Genomic DNA, 13488 nt, shown 5'->3' with positions numbered 1-13488 from the left:
CCGTGGGTCTCATGCGTTTCACCCCTGACTGCCACGGATTCGTAGGTGACGGTTGCCGGTGACCCTTCTCAACGACGCCGCCAATCTGATCTTCGGCAAGCGCCGCGCGACCATCGACGCGGTCACCGCCGCACCCGCGCCGCTCCAGCCCATCGATCTGACGGACGATGCGGTCGTTGCCGAGGCCCTGGACGTCGCTGTGCGCGTGGGTGAGGTCCTGCTCGCCGCGGGAACCGGCGCGATCGACACCTCCGAACAAGTACGGTTCGTCGCCGCCACCTACGGCCTGGCCCAGTGCGATGTCGACGTCACCTACAACTCGATCGTGCTGTCGGCGTATCGCGGGCAGACGATGCCCCCGGCCAGCACGATGCGCGTGGTGCAGTACCGATCGATGGACTTCACTCGACTGGCAGCGGTCGATCGTCTCACCCGGAGAATCCGACGCGACGCCATCTCGCCTGCGCAGGCCCATGAGGAACTCATGGCGCTCACCAGCGCGCCCCACCCCTACAACCGCTGGGTTGCAACGGTCGCGTGGTCGGGCATGGCCGCTGCGATCTCCGTGTTGCTCGGCGGTGGGTTCCTCGTTGCCTTGGTGGCCTTCGCATCGACGTTCGTGATCGACCGCGCCAACCGATTCCTCAACGGTGCAGGGTTGCCGTTCTTCTTCCAGCACGTCGTCGGCGGCATCATCGCCACTGCGCCGGCCATCACGTTGTACGGATTCCGCGAAGCACTCGGTATCGATATTTCGCCTGGGCTGATCATCGCGGCGGGGGTCACCGTGCTGCTGTCCGGACTCTCTCTGGTGGGTTCGGTGCAGGACGCCATCACGGGCGCGCCGATCACTGCGTCGGCGCGGTTCTTCGAATTGCTGATGATGACCGGCGGGATCATCGCCGGTGTGGCAACGACGCTGCGCATCGCCGAGGTGTTCGGGGCCGAACTTCCCCTGATCACCTATGCCCCGCTGCCCGATCTGACACAGCTGCCGACGAAGGTCACTGCGGGTGCGGCGGCTGCATTGTTCTACGCGCTGGCCTGTTACGCGGAGCGCCGGGCCCTGACGGTGGCCGCGCTCGCCGGCGCGGCAGGCGCCCTCGTCTATCAGTTGTCGCTGGGGCTGAGCCTCGGGCCGATCGTGTCGTCCGCGATCGCCGCGACGGTGATCGGCTTCGCGGGTGGTTTGATGGCCCGCCGCGCGCTGATCCCGCCGCTCGTCGTTGCCGTTGCCGGTATCACTCCCCTTCTGCCGGGCCTGGCTCTGTATCGGGGTCTGTACGCAATGCTGCGCAACGAGGTGACCACCGGCATGACAGCGCTGTTCTCGGCGTTCGGAATTGGATGCGCTCTCGCCGCAGGCGTGACGCTCGGTGAGTGGCTCGCCCGGACGACGCGGCATCCCCGCGTTCTCCTCGGGGCCGCAGCGAGCGGGTTGCGCCGACCGCAGATGCGCCGGACCGGTTCGCGGACCGCCATGGAGGAAGCAGAAGATCGTCCCAGCGCCACCGCGACGACCGGGCCGATTCCGGTCATCGACGGCACCGGGTCCCTACCCATCATCGAAGGCACCGGTCCACTTCCGACGTCACCGATCTCCACCACTGCGCCGATACCCGCACAAAAGACGAGAGTCACCCAGCGTTTTCGTCGGCTGCGTGACTCTCGTCGGATGTAGAAAAGTCTCTAGGCGCTACCCTCGCGGGCCTTCTCGTCGGCCTCCATTGCGTCGCGCAGGCTCTTGGGACGCATGTCGGTCCAGTTCTGCTCGACGTACTCGACGCACGCGGCGCGCGACTCTTCGCCGAATACCACCCGCCATCCCTGCGGGACCTCGGCGAAGGTCGGCCACAGCGAGTACTGCTCCTCGTCGTTCACGAGAACGTAGAAGCGGCCGTCTTCGTCGTCAAATGGATTCGTGCTCATCTCGCCTCACTTGTTGCGTAGGTGTGCTGGCTCGGTATTCTATCAAGCTCGCCGATCTCCGCCCGCTCCACCGATTGCCCCCGCAGCCGGCGCTCGAGGACCGAAGAGAGGACCTCTCCTGCACGAACGGCCGCGTTCGACAGTAGCGACGCAGTCAAACCGTGAGTCTTCTCCGTCCCTCCCAGCAGGTACACGTCGGCCGCGATATCGGCCGGCAGCTCCAGACGATAGTCGCGTGCCACCGGCGGCACCGGGGTATTCCACGCGAGGTCTCCGAGCATCGAACCGAGCGATGTCGGCTCGAAGCCGGTCGCAAGGACAACGGCGTCGCACTCCAATGTGTCGGACGAGTCGTCCAGACTGTTACGAATCTCCACTTCGATGCCCGTGGAGGTCTCCGTGGTGGCGAGTACCTCGGATGCGCGGCGCATGAACAGACGGCGCGGCCCACGCACCCTTTCGCGGTATTCGGCTGCGTACAGCGCTTCGATCAGTTCGGGCGCCACGACCGCATAGTTGGTGCCCTTGTGCAGCGCGAGGAGCCGCTCGCGTTCCTCGAACGGAGCCGAGTGCAGTTCGTCGACCACCTCGGGGTCGAAGATCCGGTTGGCGTACGGGCTGTCGTCGGCGGGGCTGTAACCGAAGCGGCCGAAGACGTTGTGGACCTCGGCCTGCGGATAGCTGGCGTGAAGGTACTGCACCACCTCGGCAGCGCTCTGACCGGCACCGACCACGACGAACCGCTGGTGGACCGGAGACGGCATCTCTTCGAGGTGGAACAGGAAGTCGTGGTTGTGGAAGCAGCGTGACGACTCGGTTGCCCAGGAGGGAACGCGAGCCCGGAGGCCGACACCCATCACGACGGTCCGAGCGTGCACGACACTGCCGTCTGCAGCGCGGATCGTGAACAGGTCGGCACTTCCGCGCGCGTTGTGCAGCGGCTCGACGGCCACGATGTCGGCGTCGTAGCGAACCTCGGTTCCGACCCGTCGCGCGGCCCACTGGAGGTAGTCCTGGAATTCGAGCCGGGTGGGGAAGAACGTCTGATGATTGACGAAGTCGACCAACCGCCCGTGTTCGTGAAGGTAGGAGAAGAAGCTGTAGCTGCTGGTCGGATTACGGAAGGTGACCAGATCCTTGGGGAACGCGATCTGCATGGTCGAGCCTTCGAGGAGCATTCCGGGATGCCACGCGAACTCGGTGCGACGCTCGAAGAAACACGCGCGAACCTCGTCGCCCGGAGAGCTTTCGTTGTGTTCCTCGATCGCAATGGCCAACGCCAGATTCGCGGGACCGAAACCGATGCCGACGAGGTCGAAGACTTCCCCGTGCGGGTCGCCCTGCACCTCCGATTGACCGGTGAATGTACTTGATCGGTCGATCATCACTCAACTTCCGTAGTCGGGGGCAATGCTGCCCGCAGCCGGCTCGCCTCAACACCCCTGAACATAGCTCAGGCTAACCTTGGTTCGGCGAGCGTACCAAGCGAAGTGCCCCCTATGGGGACCCTCGTTTCGGACACGCCCACGGCCTGTCCGAAACACCCGAAAAAGCACGAGCGCGGCGGAACCCCACAGGGATTCCGCCGCGCTCGCACCACACGGTCCGGGTCGCTTGCGCTAGTCGGCCAGGAAGTCCAGCAGCAGTTTGTTCACAGCTTCGGGTCGTTCGAGGTATCCGTAGTGACCGGCGTCCGGGACCTCCTCGTACCGGGCGTTCGGGATCGCATCGGCGACCTCACGCGTCAGGTATGACGGAATCATCCGGTCGTCGGCGAATCCGACCGACAGGCACGGCACCCGCACCGACCGGTAGGCGGCACGGCGGTCGAACTCACGGTCCATCCCGAGCTGAGCCCGCACACCGGGCGAGGCACGACCACCGCTGAACTCGAATACGTCGAGCCAGTCGCGGGCAGTGTTCTCGTCGGCCAGCGACGCAGGCGACAGGTTCATCACCGCGGTGAGCGCGGCCTGGTACTTCGCGGGCAGTTCCACTCCGCTGTCGTACAGCTGACGTTCTCCCTCGGTCAGCGTGATCTGGAAACGGTCCATCCGAGCATGCCCTGCGAGGAACACGGCCTTCCGCACCAGATCCGGCCGGGCAAGCGCGAGTTCCTGCGCTACGCGCGAACCCATGGACGTTCCGACGACGTGCGCCGGGCCGCCGAGCAACTCGATCAGGCCTGCGGTGTCCTTGACCATGTCCTCGATGGTGATACCACCGAGACTCTCCCCCGACGGCGCGATGCCGCGATTGTCGAACGTCGCGACGCGATATCCCTCCTTCACCAGAGCGGGAACCTGATGCAGATCCCACACGCGGCCCGGGCTACCGGTCCCCATGATCAGGACGACCAGGTCGCCGGAACCCTTGACCTGGTAATTCAGTGGGATTCCGTTGATGGTGGCGATGGGCATGAAAACCTTCCTCGGCGAATAGCGAACAGCGCCACATCTCGACACGTGGCGCAACCCCCGCTACACCGTACCGTGATGGCTCGTCGCCCCACGCCTCCACGCACCTGACTCGATCCAGCGGAAGGCGGGTGGCGTCGATGCGTCCGATTCTCATAGAGTCAGGTAGAGCGCCTGCTCACAGCAGTCACCCCGGGAGGACAATCATGGCCGCGGAACCCACGGCGAAAGACATCGTGGACGAGGAGATCGAACCCCTCGCCGACGAAACCGCACGCCAGGCGCAGCGCGTCGTCGCCGCATACGCCGAGGATGCGGACGAGTGCCGCATGCTCCTGTCGATGCTCGGCATCGGCCCGCTCGACAAGAACTGAACCAACGAACCGTAGGCGGAGAGGACACAATGTGACGACCGGCGAGGCGGAACCGCGCGAAGATTCCGACACGTTCACCGAATCGGACTTCGTGGTCGTCGCGAACCGCCTCCCGGTCGACCTCGAACGGCTCCCGGACGGCTCCACCCGCTGGAAGCGCAGTCCGGGTGGTCTCGTCACCGCGCTGGAGCCGATCCTGCGCAGTAACCGCGGCGCCTGGGTGGGCTGGGCCGGTGTTGCGGATGCAGACATCGACCCCATCGTCGAAGACGACATGGTCCTGCATCCCGTCCCGCTCAGCGCCGACGAGATAGCCGACTACTACGAAGGCTTCTCCAACGCCACCTTGTGGCCGCTCTACCACGATGTGATCGTGCGCCCCGAGTACCGGCGCGAGTGGTGGAACGCCTACGTCGAGGTGAATCGGCGATTCGCCGAAGCAACGGCGAAAGCCTCCGCGCACGGCGCGACGGTATGGATCCAGGACTACCAGCTCCAGCTGGTCCCGAAGATGCTCCGAATGCTGCGGCCTGATCTCACCATCGGATTCTTTCTTCACATCCCGTTCCCACCGGTCGAGCTGTTCATGCAGATGCCGTGGCGCACCGAGATCGTCGAAGGTCTTCTCGGCGCCGATCTCATCGGGTTCCATCTCGCGGGCGGTGCAACGAACTTCCTGTATCTCGCCCGCAGGCTGGCCGGGCATCAGACGTCCCGCGGGACCGTCGGTGTGCGTTCCAAGCTCGGTGTGGTGCAGGTCGGTTTCCGCACGGTCCGGGTGGGAGCGTTCCCGATCTCCATCGCGTCGGGAGCTCTGGACGAGCAGTCCCGAAGCAAATCGATCCGCGCCCGCGCCAAGGCAATCCGCAAGGAACTCGGCAACCCGGCCAAGGTGCTGCTCGGCGTCGACCGGCTCGATTACACCAAGGGAATCGATATTCGCCTCGATGCCCTTCGAGAACTCATCGCCGAAGGCCGCGTCGACCCCACCGAAACGGTGATGGTGCAGCTCGCGACACCGAGCCGTGAACGAGTCGAATCGTATGTGCAGATGCGCGGCGAGATCGAGATGGTCGTCAGTCGCATCAACGGCGAATACGCCGAGGTCGGTCGCCCGGTCGTGCATTACATTCACCGCCCGGTGCCCCGCGAAGACCTGATCGCGTTCTTCGTCGCAGCCGACGCAATGCTCGTCACCCCTCTCCGCGACGGCATGAACCTCGTCGCCAAGGAATACGTCGCTTGTCGCAGCGACCTCGGTGGAGCACTTGTTCTCAGCGAATTCACCGGCGCTGCCGAGGAATTGAAACAGGCCTACCAGTGCAACCCGCACGACCTCGAGGACGTCAAGGACAAGCTGGAGGCCGCGCTGACGCAGACCCGCGAGGAAGGCCGCAAGCGGATGCGGGCCCTCCGCCGTCAGGTTCTGACCCACGACGTGGATCGGTGGGCGCGCGCGTTCCTCGACGCACTCGCCCACCAGGGGGCCGCCGGTCCCGCGCTGGTCGCCCCCGCGGAGACCGGCGAACCGATCTGACCGCCCAGTCCTAGATGGGTGTCAACCGGTTCACGAGCCAGCGCCCGTCCTGGTTCTCGAGCTCCACACGTACCCGGCTCCCGCTGCTCACGGCTTCCGGGTTCTCGGAGCTGGTGGTGATCTGGTTGAGGAACAGCAGCGTCACTGCATGATCGGCGTCGGCCGACACCACCGAGGAGGCCTGCACACTCACCTGCACGCTGATCGACTTCTCTTTGGCGCCGGGCGCGATGATGTTCTGCATCAGGTTCATGTACTCGTCCCGGAAGTCGCCGGTGAGTCCCTCGGCCGCGGCAGCCGCCTGCTCGTCGACGTTCTCGAAGTCGTAGGCGAGCATCGCGACCGACTGTTCTTCCGCCGCAGCCACGGCCTCGGATCTGGCCGATTCGGCCGCGCTGTCCTGGATCTTGCCGTACCCGAGCCATCCGACGAGGACCGCGAAGACCAGTACCACCACACCGAGTGCACCTGCGATGAGCGGCAGCCGCGACGTCGACGACTCGGTATCGTTCGCTGCCGGTGTGGCGTTCCCGGCATCCGCATCGTTCTCGACATCCGTGTCGACAGCCGTCACGGGTTCCTCCTTCTGATCATCGCTCACGGCACGAACTCCACCTTCGACGCCAGCAAGCGACCGTCCTCGTCACAGACCGTGACGCGGAGGCGAAAATCGCGAGGCTCCGGTTCGGACTGTTCTGCGTTGCTCACCATCGCGCGGGACGCGACCAGCGAAGCCGTGCACGAACCGTCCTCGTTCTGGATGCCTGCCTCGAGCACTTCACCCGTGGTGGTGACGCCCGCCTGCTGCACGACCTCGACGAACGGCCCTTCACGACCTTCGAACTCGGCCTTGAAATCGCCGGTTGCGCCCTCCATGAGTCGCTTGACGTCGGCGTCGGCGGTGTCGGCCCGGATGTTCGTCAGGTTGAGCACGGTCTGTCGCGCAGCCTGCAGATATTCCTCGCGACGGTCGTTGCGGTCGGCCGCGGACTGTCGTTCGAACAGCAACCACGCTCCCGCAGCGATGAGCCCGACGACCAGTACCGATGCGACGACCGTGACGAGTCTCGCCCACCGGGGGGCCGCAACGGAGTCCGGACGCTTGTCGGACCCACTGTCATTGCTCTGCTCAGCCGTGGTGGACCCGGCTTTGCTCAGGTCGACCTTGCTCGCATCGTCGCTGCCCGCTTCGGGGTTCTCTTTCTCGTCCGCCATCAGCCCTGTTGTGCCTTCATATAGGTTTCCAAACTCGTCCCATCTCCGAGGTCGGTGTGCCGGAACACAGTGCCGTCCGGTCCAATGTACGTGCCGGTTTCCGGATCGACCCTGCGCGCGGTCACGCCTGCGGGCGCCGCGTCGGCGTCACCCTCGGAATACGACGCGGGGGTCGGCATGCTGTTCTCCGACTGCACCGGCGTGGGTGCGCCCCGCCACGGGTTGTCCGAGTAGCCCGGCGTGTAGCCCGTGCGGCACATCTCGGGGGTCGGCGCTCGCCGGCCGGGGTACTCCATGCACGGTACATTCCGCGCACCACGTACTGCATTCGGATCCGATTGCGGCAGTTGACAGAAGATGTTGTCCGGAGTGTCCACCATCGAGGTGTCCGCCGGGCTGCGCCACTGGTCGGGCGGAAGGAACCCGGACAGGCACGGCGGCGGGTCGTGCAATTGCAGATGGAAGTCGACAACCGCGCCGTCCTCCGCAGGCCCGCCGCCTGCGGCGGTGATCAGAGCGGTCGTCATCGGCGGGTACAGCACCAGAATCTGCTCGATACCCGCGTTGTAGATCACCCCGACCTCACCGACGCTCACCAGATTGGCGAGCAGCAGCGGCAATGTCGGACGCAGTTCCTGCAGAAGGGTCTCCGCCTCCGCGGCAGCCGCGGGCCCCTTCTCCATGAGTGCCCGCAGATCCGGATCACTCTCGCGGAGACGATCGGTGAAGGTCACCATATCGCGGGTCCATGAGCGGATCGACTCACTCGTGACCACCTGGGTGTCCAGCAGGGGCCCGATTTCGTCCAGGAGGCGGCGAGTTTCGCCGGAGTTCGCCGACGCCTCCTGCACGAACAGGCGCGTCGAGTCGATCAGTTGCTGCAACTCGGGCCCGGTCCCGTTGAACGCGTCGAATGCCTCGTCGACAACGGTCTGCAATCGCGTGTCGGAGATACTGGCGAGCAGGACATCCGCCTGATCGAGCAGTGCCCCGACCTCCTGGGGCACCGTCGTGCGATCGAGCGGAATCACATCGCCGTCGCCGAGATGTTCGTCCGACGACGAATTCTCATGCGGCACAAGATCGACGTACTGCTCACCGACCGCGGAAACACTGCGCACCGCTGCGTCGACATCGGCCGGAATCTTCTGCCCGGAATCGATGGACAATACCGCGTCGACACCCACCGGCGACAAGGTCACGCTCGTGACCGTGCCAACGGTGTTTCCGCGGTACGTCACGTTCGAATGCGGGTAGAGACCACCCGTGGATGCCAATTCGACGGTGACGTTGTACTGACCGATACCTACCAGCTGGGGCAGCCGCACATACACGAGCGACATGACCACCAACCCGATCACGGTGAGCACCGCGAAAATCGAGAGCTGGATACGGACGAACCTGGTGAGCATCATGGCGCAGGCACCTCCCATGGCAGCCCTGGAATCTTGATCTCGCCGATTCCCGGGATCGTCACTGTTCCTTCCGGGGCAGGTGGCGCAGGCGGGGGCGGCGCCAACGGCGCCTGGAACGGATCAACCGCCTGTGCCGCGAGACCGGCATCCGTACCGAGGATGCCTTCGGGCCCGGCCAGCCGCCCGGCGAGTGGAGTTCCGGTCAGGAAGTTCAGGTCGAGCCGGTCGAGAGTCAGATCGATCGTCATTGCAAGATTCGCGTAGTCGCCACGGATGATCTGGTCGATGCCCGCCTGCGGGAACGGATAGGTCAAGAGCACACCGAGCACCTCGGTCAATGCACTGCCTGAATCTGCGAGTGCACGCAGCGTCGGAGACAGCGCCTGCAGATTGGTCTTCAGATCATCACCACTGTTCTCGACGAGCCGGCTCGCGGTGGTGCTCAGCTCGCCGAGCGAGGTGATGGCCGATGTGAGGTTCTGTCGTTGGTCGGTGAGCACGGCGAGAGCCGGGGGAAGCTCCTCCAACGCTCGGACGAGCGTTTCGTTCTGATTGTTCACCGTGGACGCGAGACGATCCATCCCCTCGAGCGCCGACACGATGTCCTCGCGTTGCGTGTCGAGTGTGGAGACGAGCTCGTCGAGGCGCGGTAGCAGATCGCGAATCGAATCCTCACGACCCACGAGAGCCGCATTGAGCTCTGTGGTGATGTCGTTGATCTGTGCAAGGCCACCGCCATTGAGCACGACGGACAGTGAGGACAGGGTCTGTTCCGTCGTGGGGTACGCACCCGCACGCTCGACCGGGATGATGTCACCCGGCTCGAGCCGACCTTCGGGAGGTTCGGTGGTCGGTGCCGCGAGCTCGAGATGTTGCGATCCGAGCAGCGACGTCTGCCCGATACGAGCGGTCGCGTTGGCAGGCAACTCGACGTCGCCCTCGAGCGACACCGTCACCAGCGCTTGCCAGTTCTCGACCTCGATGTTCTCGATGGAACCGACCGTGACGTCGTCGATCCGGACCGGCGAATTCTGCGTCAGAGTAGTGACGTTCGGCATCCGTATCTGAACCTGATACGAGTCCTCGCCACGGCCCGCAGCACCGGGCATCGGGACCGAATTGAGCCCGTTCCACTCGCAGCCGGACAACGTGGCTGCCGCGACCACCGTCGTTGCAGCTGCGACGAATCGCGCGGCTGCGCTCCGCATTCTCATCGACCGCCTCCCGGCTGTAGCAGCGACCCGAGATCGCCCGGAACGCTGACCCCGGGCATCCCCTCGAGCAGCCCGGCCAGCGGAGACGGAGGCTGATCGGGAGCCGTTCCACGCCCCGCCGATGCCTCTTCGAGCCCGGGCTCGGAGTACTCGATCTGATCTGGGAACGCCTGGACACCCGCCAACGGATTGGCAAGCACCGGCAGGTAATTGGCCTGGATCGACGACAAGACCGGACCGAGCTGCTGCCTGCACAATTCCTCACTGCGCTCGGACGTCGCATTCGCAGCGGCGCCCACGGATCCACACATCCACTCGATCGGGCTGGCAGCGTTGTTGATCGCGAGAGCACCGGTGAGCGAGCCCTGCGCCGGCTTGTAGATGTTGTAGAAGTTCGACAGGGCGGTCGGGCCGGAATGCAGCACACGTTCGATTTCGGGACGCTTGCGGGCGAGCACTTCTGTGGCGTCAGCAAGCCGCTGCACCGATTCGGTCAGGCCCGCCCGGTTATCCTGCACGAATCGCTGCACATCTCCGACCGCCACATTCAGATCGGTGAGCGAGACACCCAGCTGGTCGGAGCTTTCGGCCAGCACATTCGACACCGATGCCAAACGACCGCCGAACTGCACGATCTGCTCGTTGCTCTGCGAGAGCACCGACACGAAGGTCTGCAGGTTGCGGACGGTGCCGAACAGGTCCGTTCGGCCTTCCGACAGGGTGTGCATGGTATCGGACAGTTCTCTGAGCGTGCTGTTGATGGTCGCGCCGTTTCCGTCGAGATTCTCCGCGGCGGTGTCGATGAACCTGCCGAGAGAGCCCTGCGGATCGAGTTCTTCCGGGCCGAGCGCTTCCGACAGTCGCATCAACTCTGCTTTGATCTCGTCCCATTCCACGGGAGAGGCGGTGCGCTCCACCGGAATGGTTGCATCGTCGGCGATCTCCTCGCCACCGGCGTAGACCGGTGTGAGCTGGACGAAGCGCGCCGACACGAGACTCTGAGCGATGATCACGGCCTTGGCGTCTGCGGGAACATCGACCGAGTCGTCGACCTGCATAGTCACGCGCACCATCTCGTCGCCGGGTTCGATGTCGGTGATCTTCCCGACCGACACACCCAGCACCCTCACGTCGTCGCCCTCGTACAGCCCACTCGTGGAAAGGAATTCGGCGTGGATCGTACGTTTGCCCAGGCCGAGGAACACCGTGAGACCGACCGCCACGAGTGCGACGATCACGATGCCTGCAATCGCAGGCAGCAGCCATGCCGGGCGGCTTCGGCCCGCGTTTTCGGTGGGTGTCGTGTGCGCGTTCATTCGCCATCCCTCTTGATCGACGGCGGTTCCTTCGGAATTATGTCCTGCAGATCCTGCGGCAGCAGGTCGGGTGCCAGTTGACTGTCCACGATGGCCTTCCACCACGGCGCCGGGAGAATGTTCGACACATAGGCATTGAAGAACGGCCCGCTCGCGACGGATTCGCCGAGAGCACTGATGTAGGGGCCGAGCCCGTCGAGCGCGCCGGCGATGTTGTCCTTGTTGGCCTGCAAATTCTCGGTGACCCTGTTGAGCACCTCGAGCGTCGGGCCCATCTGCGCCTGGTTGTCCTGGACCAGACCGGTCAACTCCCGCGACACTGCCGAGATATTCGCGATGAGTTCGGTGATGGCATCGCGCCGCAGGCTCAGCTCGCCGAACAGTGAGTTGGCGTCGACGATCAGTTCGTTGACCTGGTCGCTGCGCTCGGCCAGGATCCCCGTGACGTCCTCCGCGCGTTCGAGCAGTTGCGACAGGGATTCGTCCCGCGCGTTGATCGACTGCGACAGCCGGGTCATGCCTTCGAGGGCACCGCGGATCTCGGGCGGCGTGTCCTGCAACGTATCCGACAACGCTTCGAGCGATTCGTTGATCTGTTCGGTGTCGAGCTCCGACGTGGTCGTGGTGAGGTCACCGAGAGCGTCGGTCAGCGAATACGGCGAGTTGGTGCGGTCGAGGGCGATCACCGTCCCCGGACGCATCACGCCTTGCCCACCCGGGCGGACGGCGAGGGATTTGGCGCCCAGCACCGTGTTGGTCTTGATATCGGCCCCGGTACCGTCCCCGAGGGCGATGCCGTCACGGACGGAGAAGGTCACGAGCACGGCATCCCCGTCGAGGGCGACGTCGGTCACGGATCCGACGTCGACTCCCGAAAGGATGACGTCGTCACCGGGAACGAGGCCACCCGCATCTGCGAACCGCGCCGAATAGGTCAGTCCACCGGAAAGGAACTGCAGTTGGTCGTATTGCAGGCCCGCCACCACGATCGCGACGGACACCGCAAGACCGACCGCGCCGATCCGGAGTGTGTCTGGTTCTCGGATTCCACTCATTCGAGTTTTGCACACCTTCCGGTCGTTTGTGCCGCGGTCGTGTATCGGATGGTCGTGCCGTCCGGTCCCGACAGCTTGAAGGTGTTGGCACACAGGAAGAATTGGAAGAAGTTTCCGTACGCACCGACGCGGATGAGCTTCTTGTAGTCCGACGGCAGCCGTTCGAGGGTGGCGTTGATGTCGTCCTCACCGAGGTCCAGTTGCGTCATGGTGCGGTTCGTCTGCGCGATCACCGACTGCAGGTCGGGACGCGTGTTCTGCAGGAGCGATGCGAGATCTGCTGTGCCTGCGGCGATCTGCGGGATGGCGGCGCCGATCGGGTCTTTGTCGTCTGCGAGTCCACCGACCAGGGTGTGCAACCGATCGATCGTCTCGGTGAACTCACGATCGTGGTCGTCGATCGTCCCGAGAACGCCGTTGAGATTGTCGATCACGTCCCCGATCAATTGATCGCGGTCCGCAATCGAATTGGTGAACGAATTCGTGGAGCCGAGCAACGAGACTAACGCGTCGCCCTGCCCCTGGAAGACCTGCAGCAACGCACCCGAGAGATCGTTCACCTGTTTCGAGTCGAGCCCTTTGAGCAGGGGTTTGAACCCCCCGAGCAGAAGGTCGAGATCGAGGGCAGGTTCGGTCTGCTCGACAGGAATGCTGCCGCCTGCTCCGAGAATGTCGATGCTGCCCGGTCCCTCGAGAAGTTCGAGGTAGCGGTCGCCGACCAGATTCTCGTAGCGCACGGTTGCACGGGTACTCGCGAAAAGCGTCTGGTGGGAATCGACATCGAAATCGACTTCGGCGTGGTTGCCGTCTCCGATGTCGACTCCCGTGACCGATCCGACCTGGACCCCCGCGATTCGCACCTTGTCGCCGGTTTCGAGTCCCGATACGTCGGTGAAGGTGGCGTGGTAGCCCTCCGTTCCGGTGAAACGCGCCTGACTGAACACCACTGCGAGCCCCGCGAACACGAGCACCATGACAAGCGCGAAAATCGAGAACTTGACCGTGGATTCCCTCAT

Annotated in this window: 13 protein-coding genes; 3 read left to right on the top strand and 10 right to left on the bottom strand. The window is 64.5% G+C overall.

All coding sequences use genetic code 11. From position 1 onward, the window contains the following. The first annotated feature begins 58 nt into the window (after positions 1-58). Positions 59-1681, top strand: coding sequence for a threonine/serine exporter ThrE family protein (locus MWU77_RS00355; protein ID WP_247272681.1), 1623 nt, complete (start codon positions 59-61; stop codon positions 1679-1681). An 8-nt stretch (positions 1682-1689) separates the two neighbouring features. On the opposite strand, the gene MWU77_RS00350 is transcribed toward MWU77_RS00355, so the two are convergent. From MWU77_RS00350 to MWU77_RS00340, 3 genes are all read right to left on the bottom strand, one after another. Continuing rightward, a complete protein-coding gene (locus MWU77_RS00350; protein ID WP_247272680.1) occupies positions 1690-1929 on the bottom strand; it encodes an MbtH family protein in 240 nt (79 codons plus the stop codon). Further along, the gene (locus MWU77_RS00345) at positions 1926-3314 is read right to left on the bottom strand and encodes a lysine N(6)-hydroxylase/L-ornithine N(5)-oxygenase family protein (protein WP_247272679.1); all 1389 of its coding nucleotides are present in this window, start codon (positions 3312-3314) and stop codon (positions 1926-1928) included. The genes MWU77_RS00350 and MWU77_RS00345 overlap by 4 nt, the downstream gene beginning before the upstream one ends. Before the next feature lie 234 nt (positions 3315-3548). Beyond that, on the bottom strand, positions 3549-4349 hold the full coding sequence (locus MWU77_RS00340) for an alpha/beta fold hydrolase (RefSeq protein WP_169688202.1): 801 nt from the start codon (positions 4347-4349) through the stop codon (positions 3549-3551). Between the two features lie 203 nt (positions 4350-4552). Between MWU77_RS00340 and MWU77_RS00335 the strand changes: the two genes are divergently transcribed. Beyond that, entirely contained in the window at positions 4553-4720 is a 168-nt protein-coding gene (locus tag MWU77_RS00335) for a hypothetical protein (RefSeq protein ID WP_169688201.1), read from the top strand. Between the two features lie 31 nt (positions 4721-4751). Continuing rightward, entirely contained in the window at positions 4752-6257 is a 1506-nt protein-coding gene (locus MWU77_RS00330; RefSeq protein WP_247272678.1) for a trehalose-6-phosphate synthase, read from the top strand. A 10-nt stretch (positions 6258-6267) separates the two neighbouring features. Here MWU77_RS00330 and MWU77_RS00325 read toward each other — a convergent pair whose 3' ends face one another. The 7 genes from MWU77_RS00325 to MWU77_RS00295 all read right to left on the bottom strand — a co-directional run bounded on the left by MWU77_RS00325 (position 6268) and on the right by MWU77_RS00295 (position 13488). Next, entirely contained in the window at positions 6268-6741 is a 474-nt protein-coding gene (locus MWU77_RS00325) for a twin-arginine translocation pathway signal (RefSeq protein WP_240959177.1), read from the bottom strand. Positions 6742-6854: 113 nt separating this feature from the next. Next, positions 6855-7472 (bottom strand): hypothetical protein, encoded by a 618-nt coding sequence (locus tag MWU77_RS00320; protein ID WP_247272677.1) that lies wholly within the window; start codon positions 7470-7472, stop codon positions 6855-6857. Next, positions 7472-8887, bottom strand: a complete 1416-nt coding sequence (locus MWU77_RS00315) for an MCE family protein (protein WP_169688198.1) — start codon at positions 8885-8887, stop codon at positions 7472-7474. The genes MWU77_RS00320 and MWU77_RS00315 overlap by 1 nt, the downstream gene beginning before the upstream one ends. After that, the gene (locus MWU77_RS00310; RefSeq protein ID WP_169688197.1) at positions 8884-10101 is read right to left on the bottom strand and encodes an MCE family protein; all 1218 of its coding nucleotides are present in this window, start codon (positions 10099-10101) and stop codon (positions 8884-8886) included. The genes MWU77_RS00315 and MWU77_RS00310 overlap by 4 nt, the downstream gene beginning before the upstream one ends. Next, complete coding sequence (locus tag MWU77_RS00305) at positions 10098-11417, bottom strand: MCE family protein (protein ID WP_169688196.1); 1320 nt, start codon at positions 11415-11417, stop codon at positions 10098-10100. Before MWU77_RS00305 ends, MWU77_RS00310 begins: the two co-directional genes overlap by 4 nt. Continuing rightward, positions 11414-12472 carry an MCE family protein gene (locus MWU77_RS00300; protein WP_169688195.1) on the bottom strand — a complete coding sequence of 353 codons (1059 nt, stop codon included), beginning with the start codon at positions 12470-12472 and terminating at the stop codon, positions 11414-11416. Before MWU77_RS00300 ends, MWU77_RS00305 begins: the two co-directional genes overlap by 4 nt. Further along, positions 12469-13488: an MCE family protein gene (locus MWU77_RS00295; protein WP_169688194.1), complete on the bottom strand. Its 1020-nt coding sequence runs from the start codon at positions 13486-13488 to the stop codon at positions 12469-12471. Before MWU77_RS00295 ends, MWU77_RS00300 begins: the two co-directional genes overlap by 4 nt.

This window comes from Rhodococcus sp. F64268 (genome assembly GCF_023015605.1).
In the GTDB taxonomy this organism is placed as follows: domain Bacteria; phylum Actinomycetota; class Actinomycetes; order Mycobacteriales; family Mycobacteriaceae; genus Rhodococcus.
The sequence above is the reverse complement of the archived record's forward strand: the minus strand, read 5'-3'. Positions and strand labels throughout refer to the sequence as shown.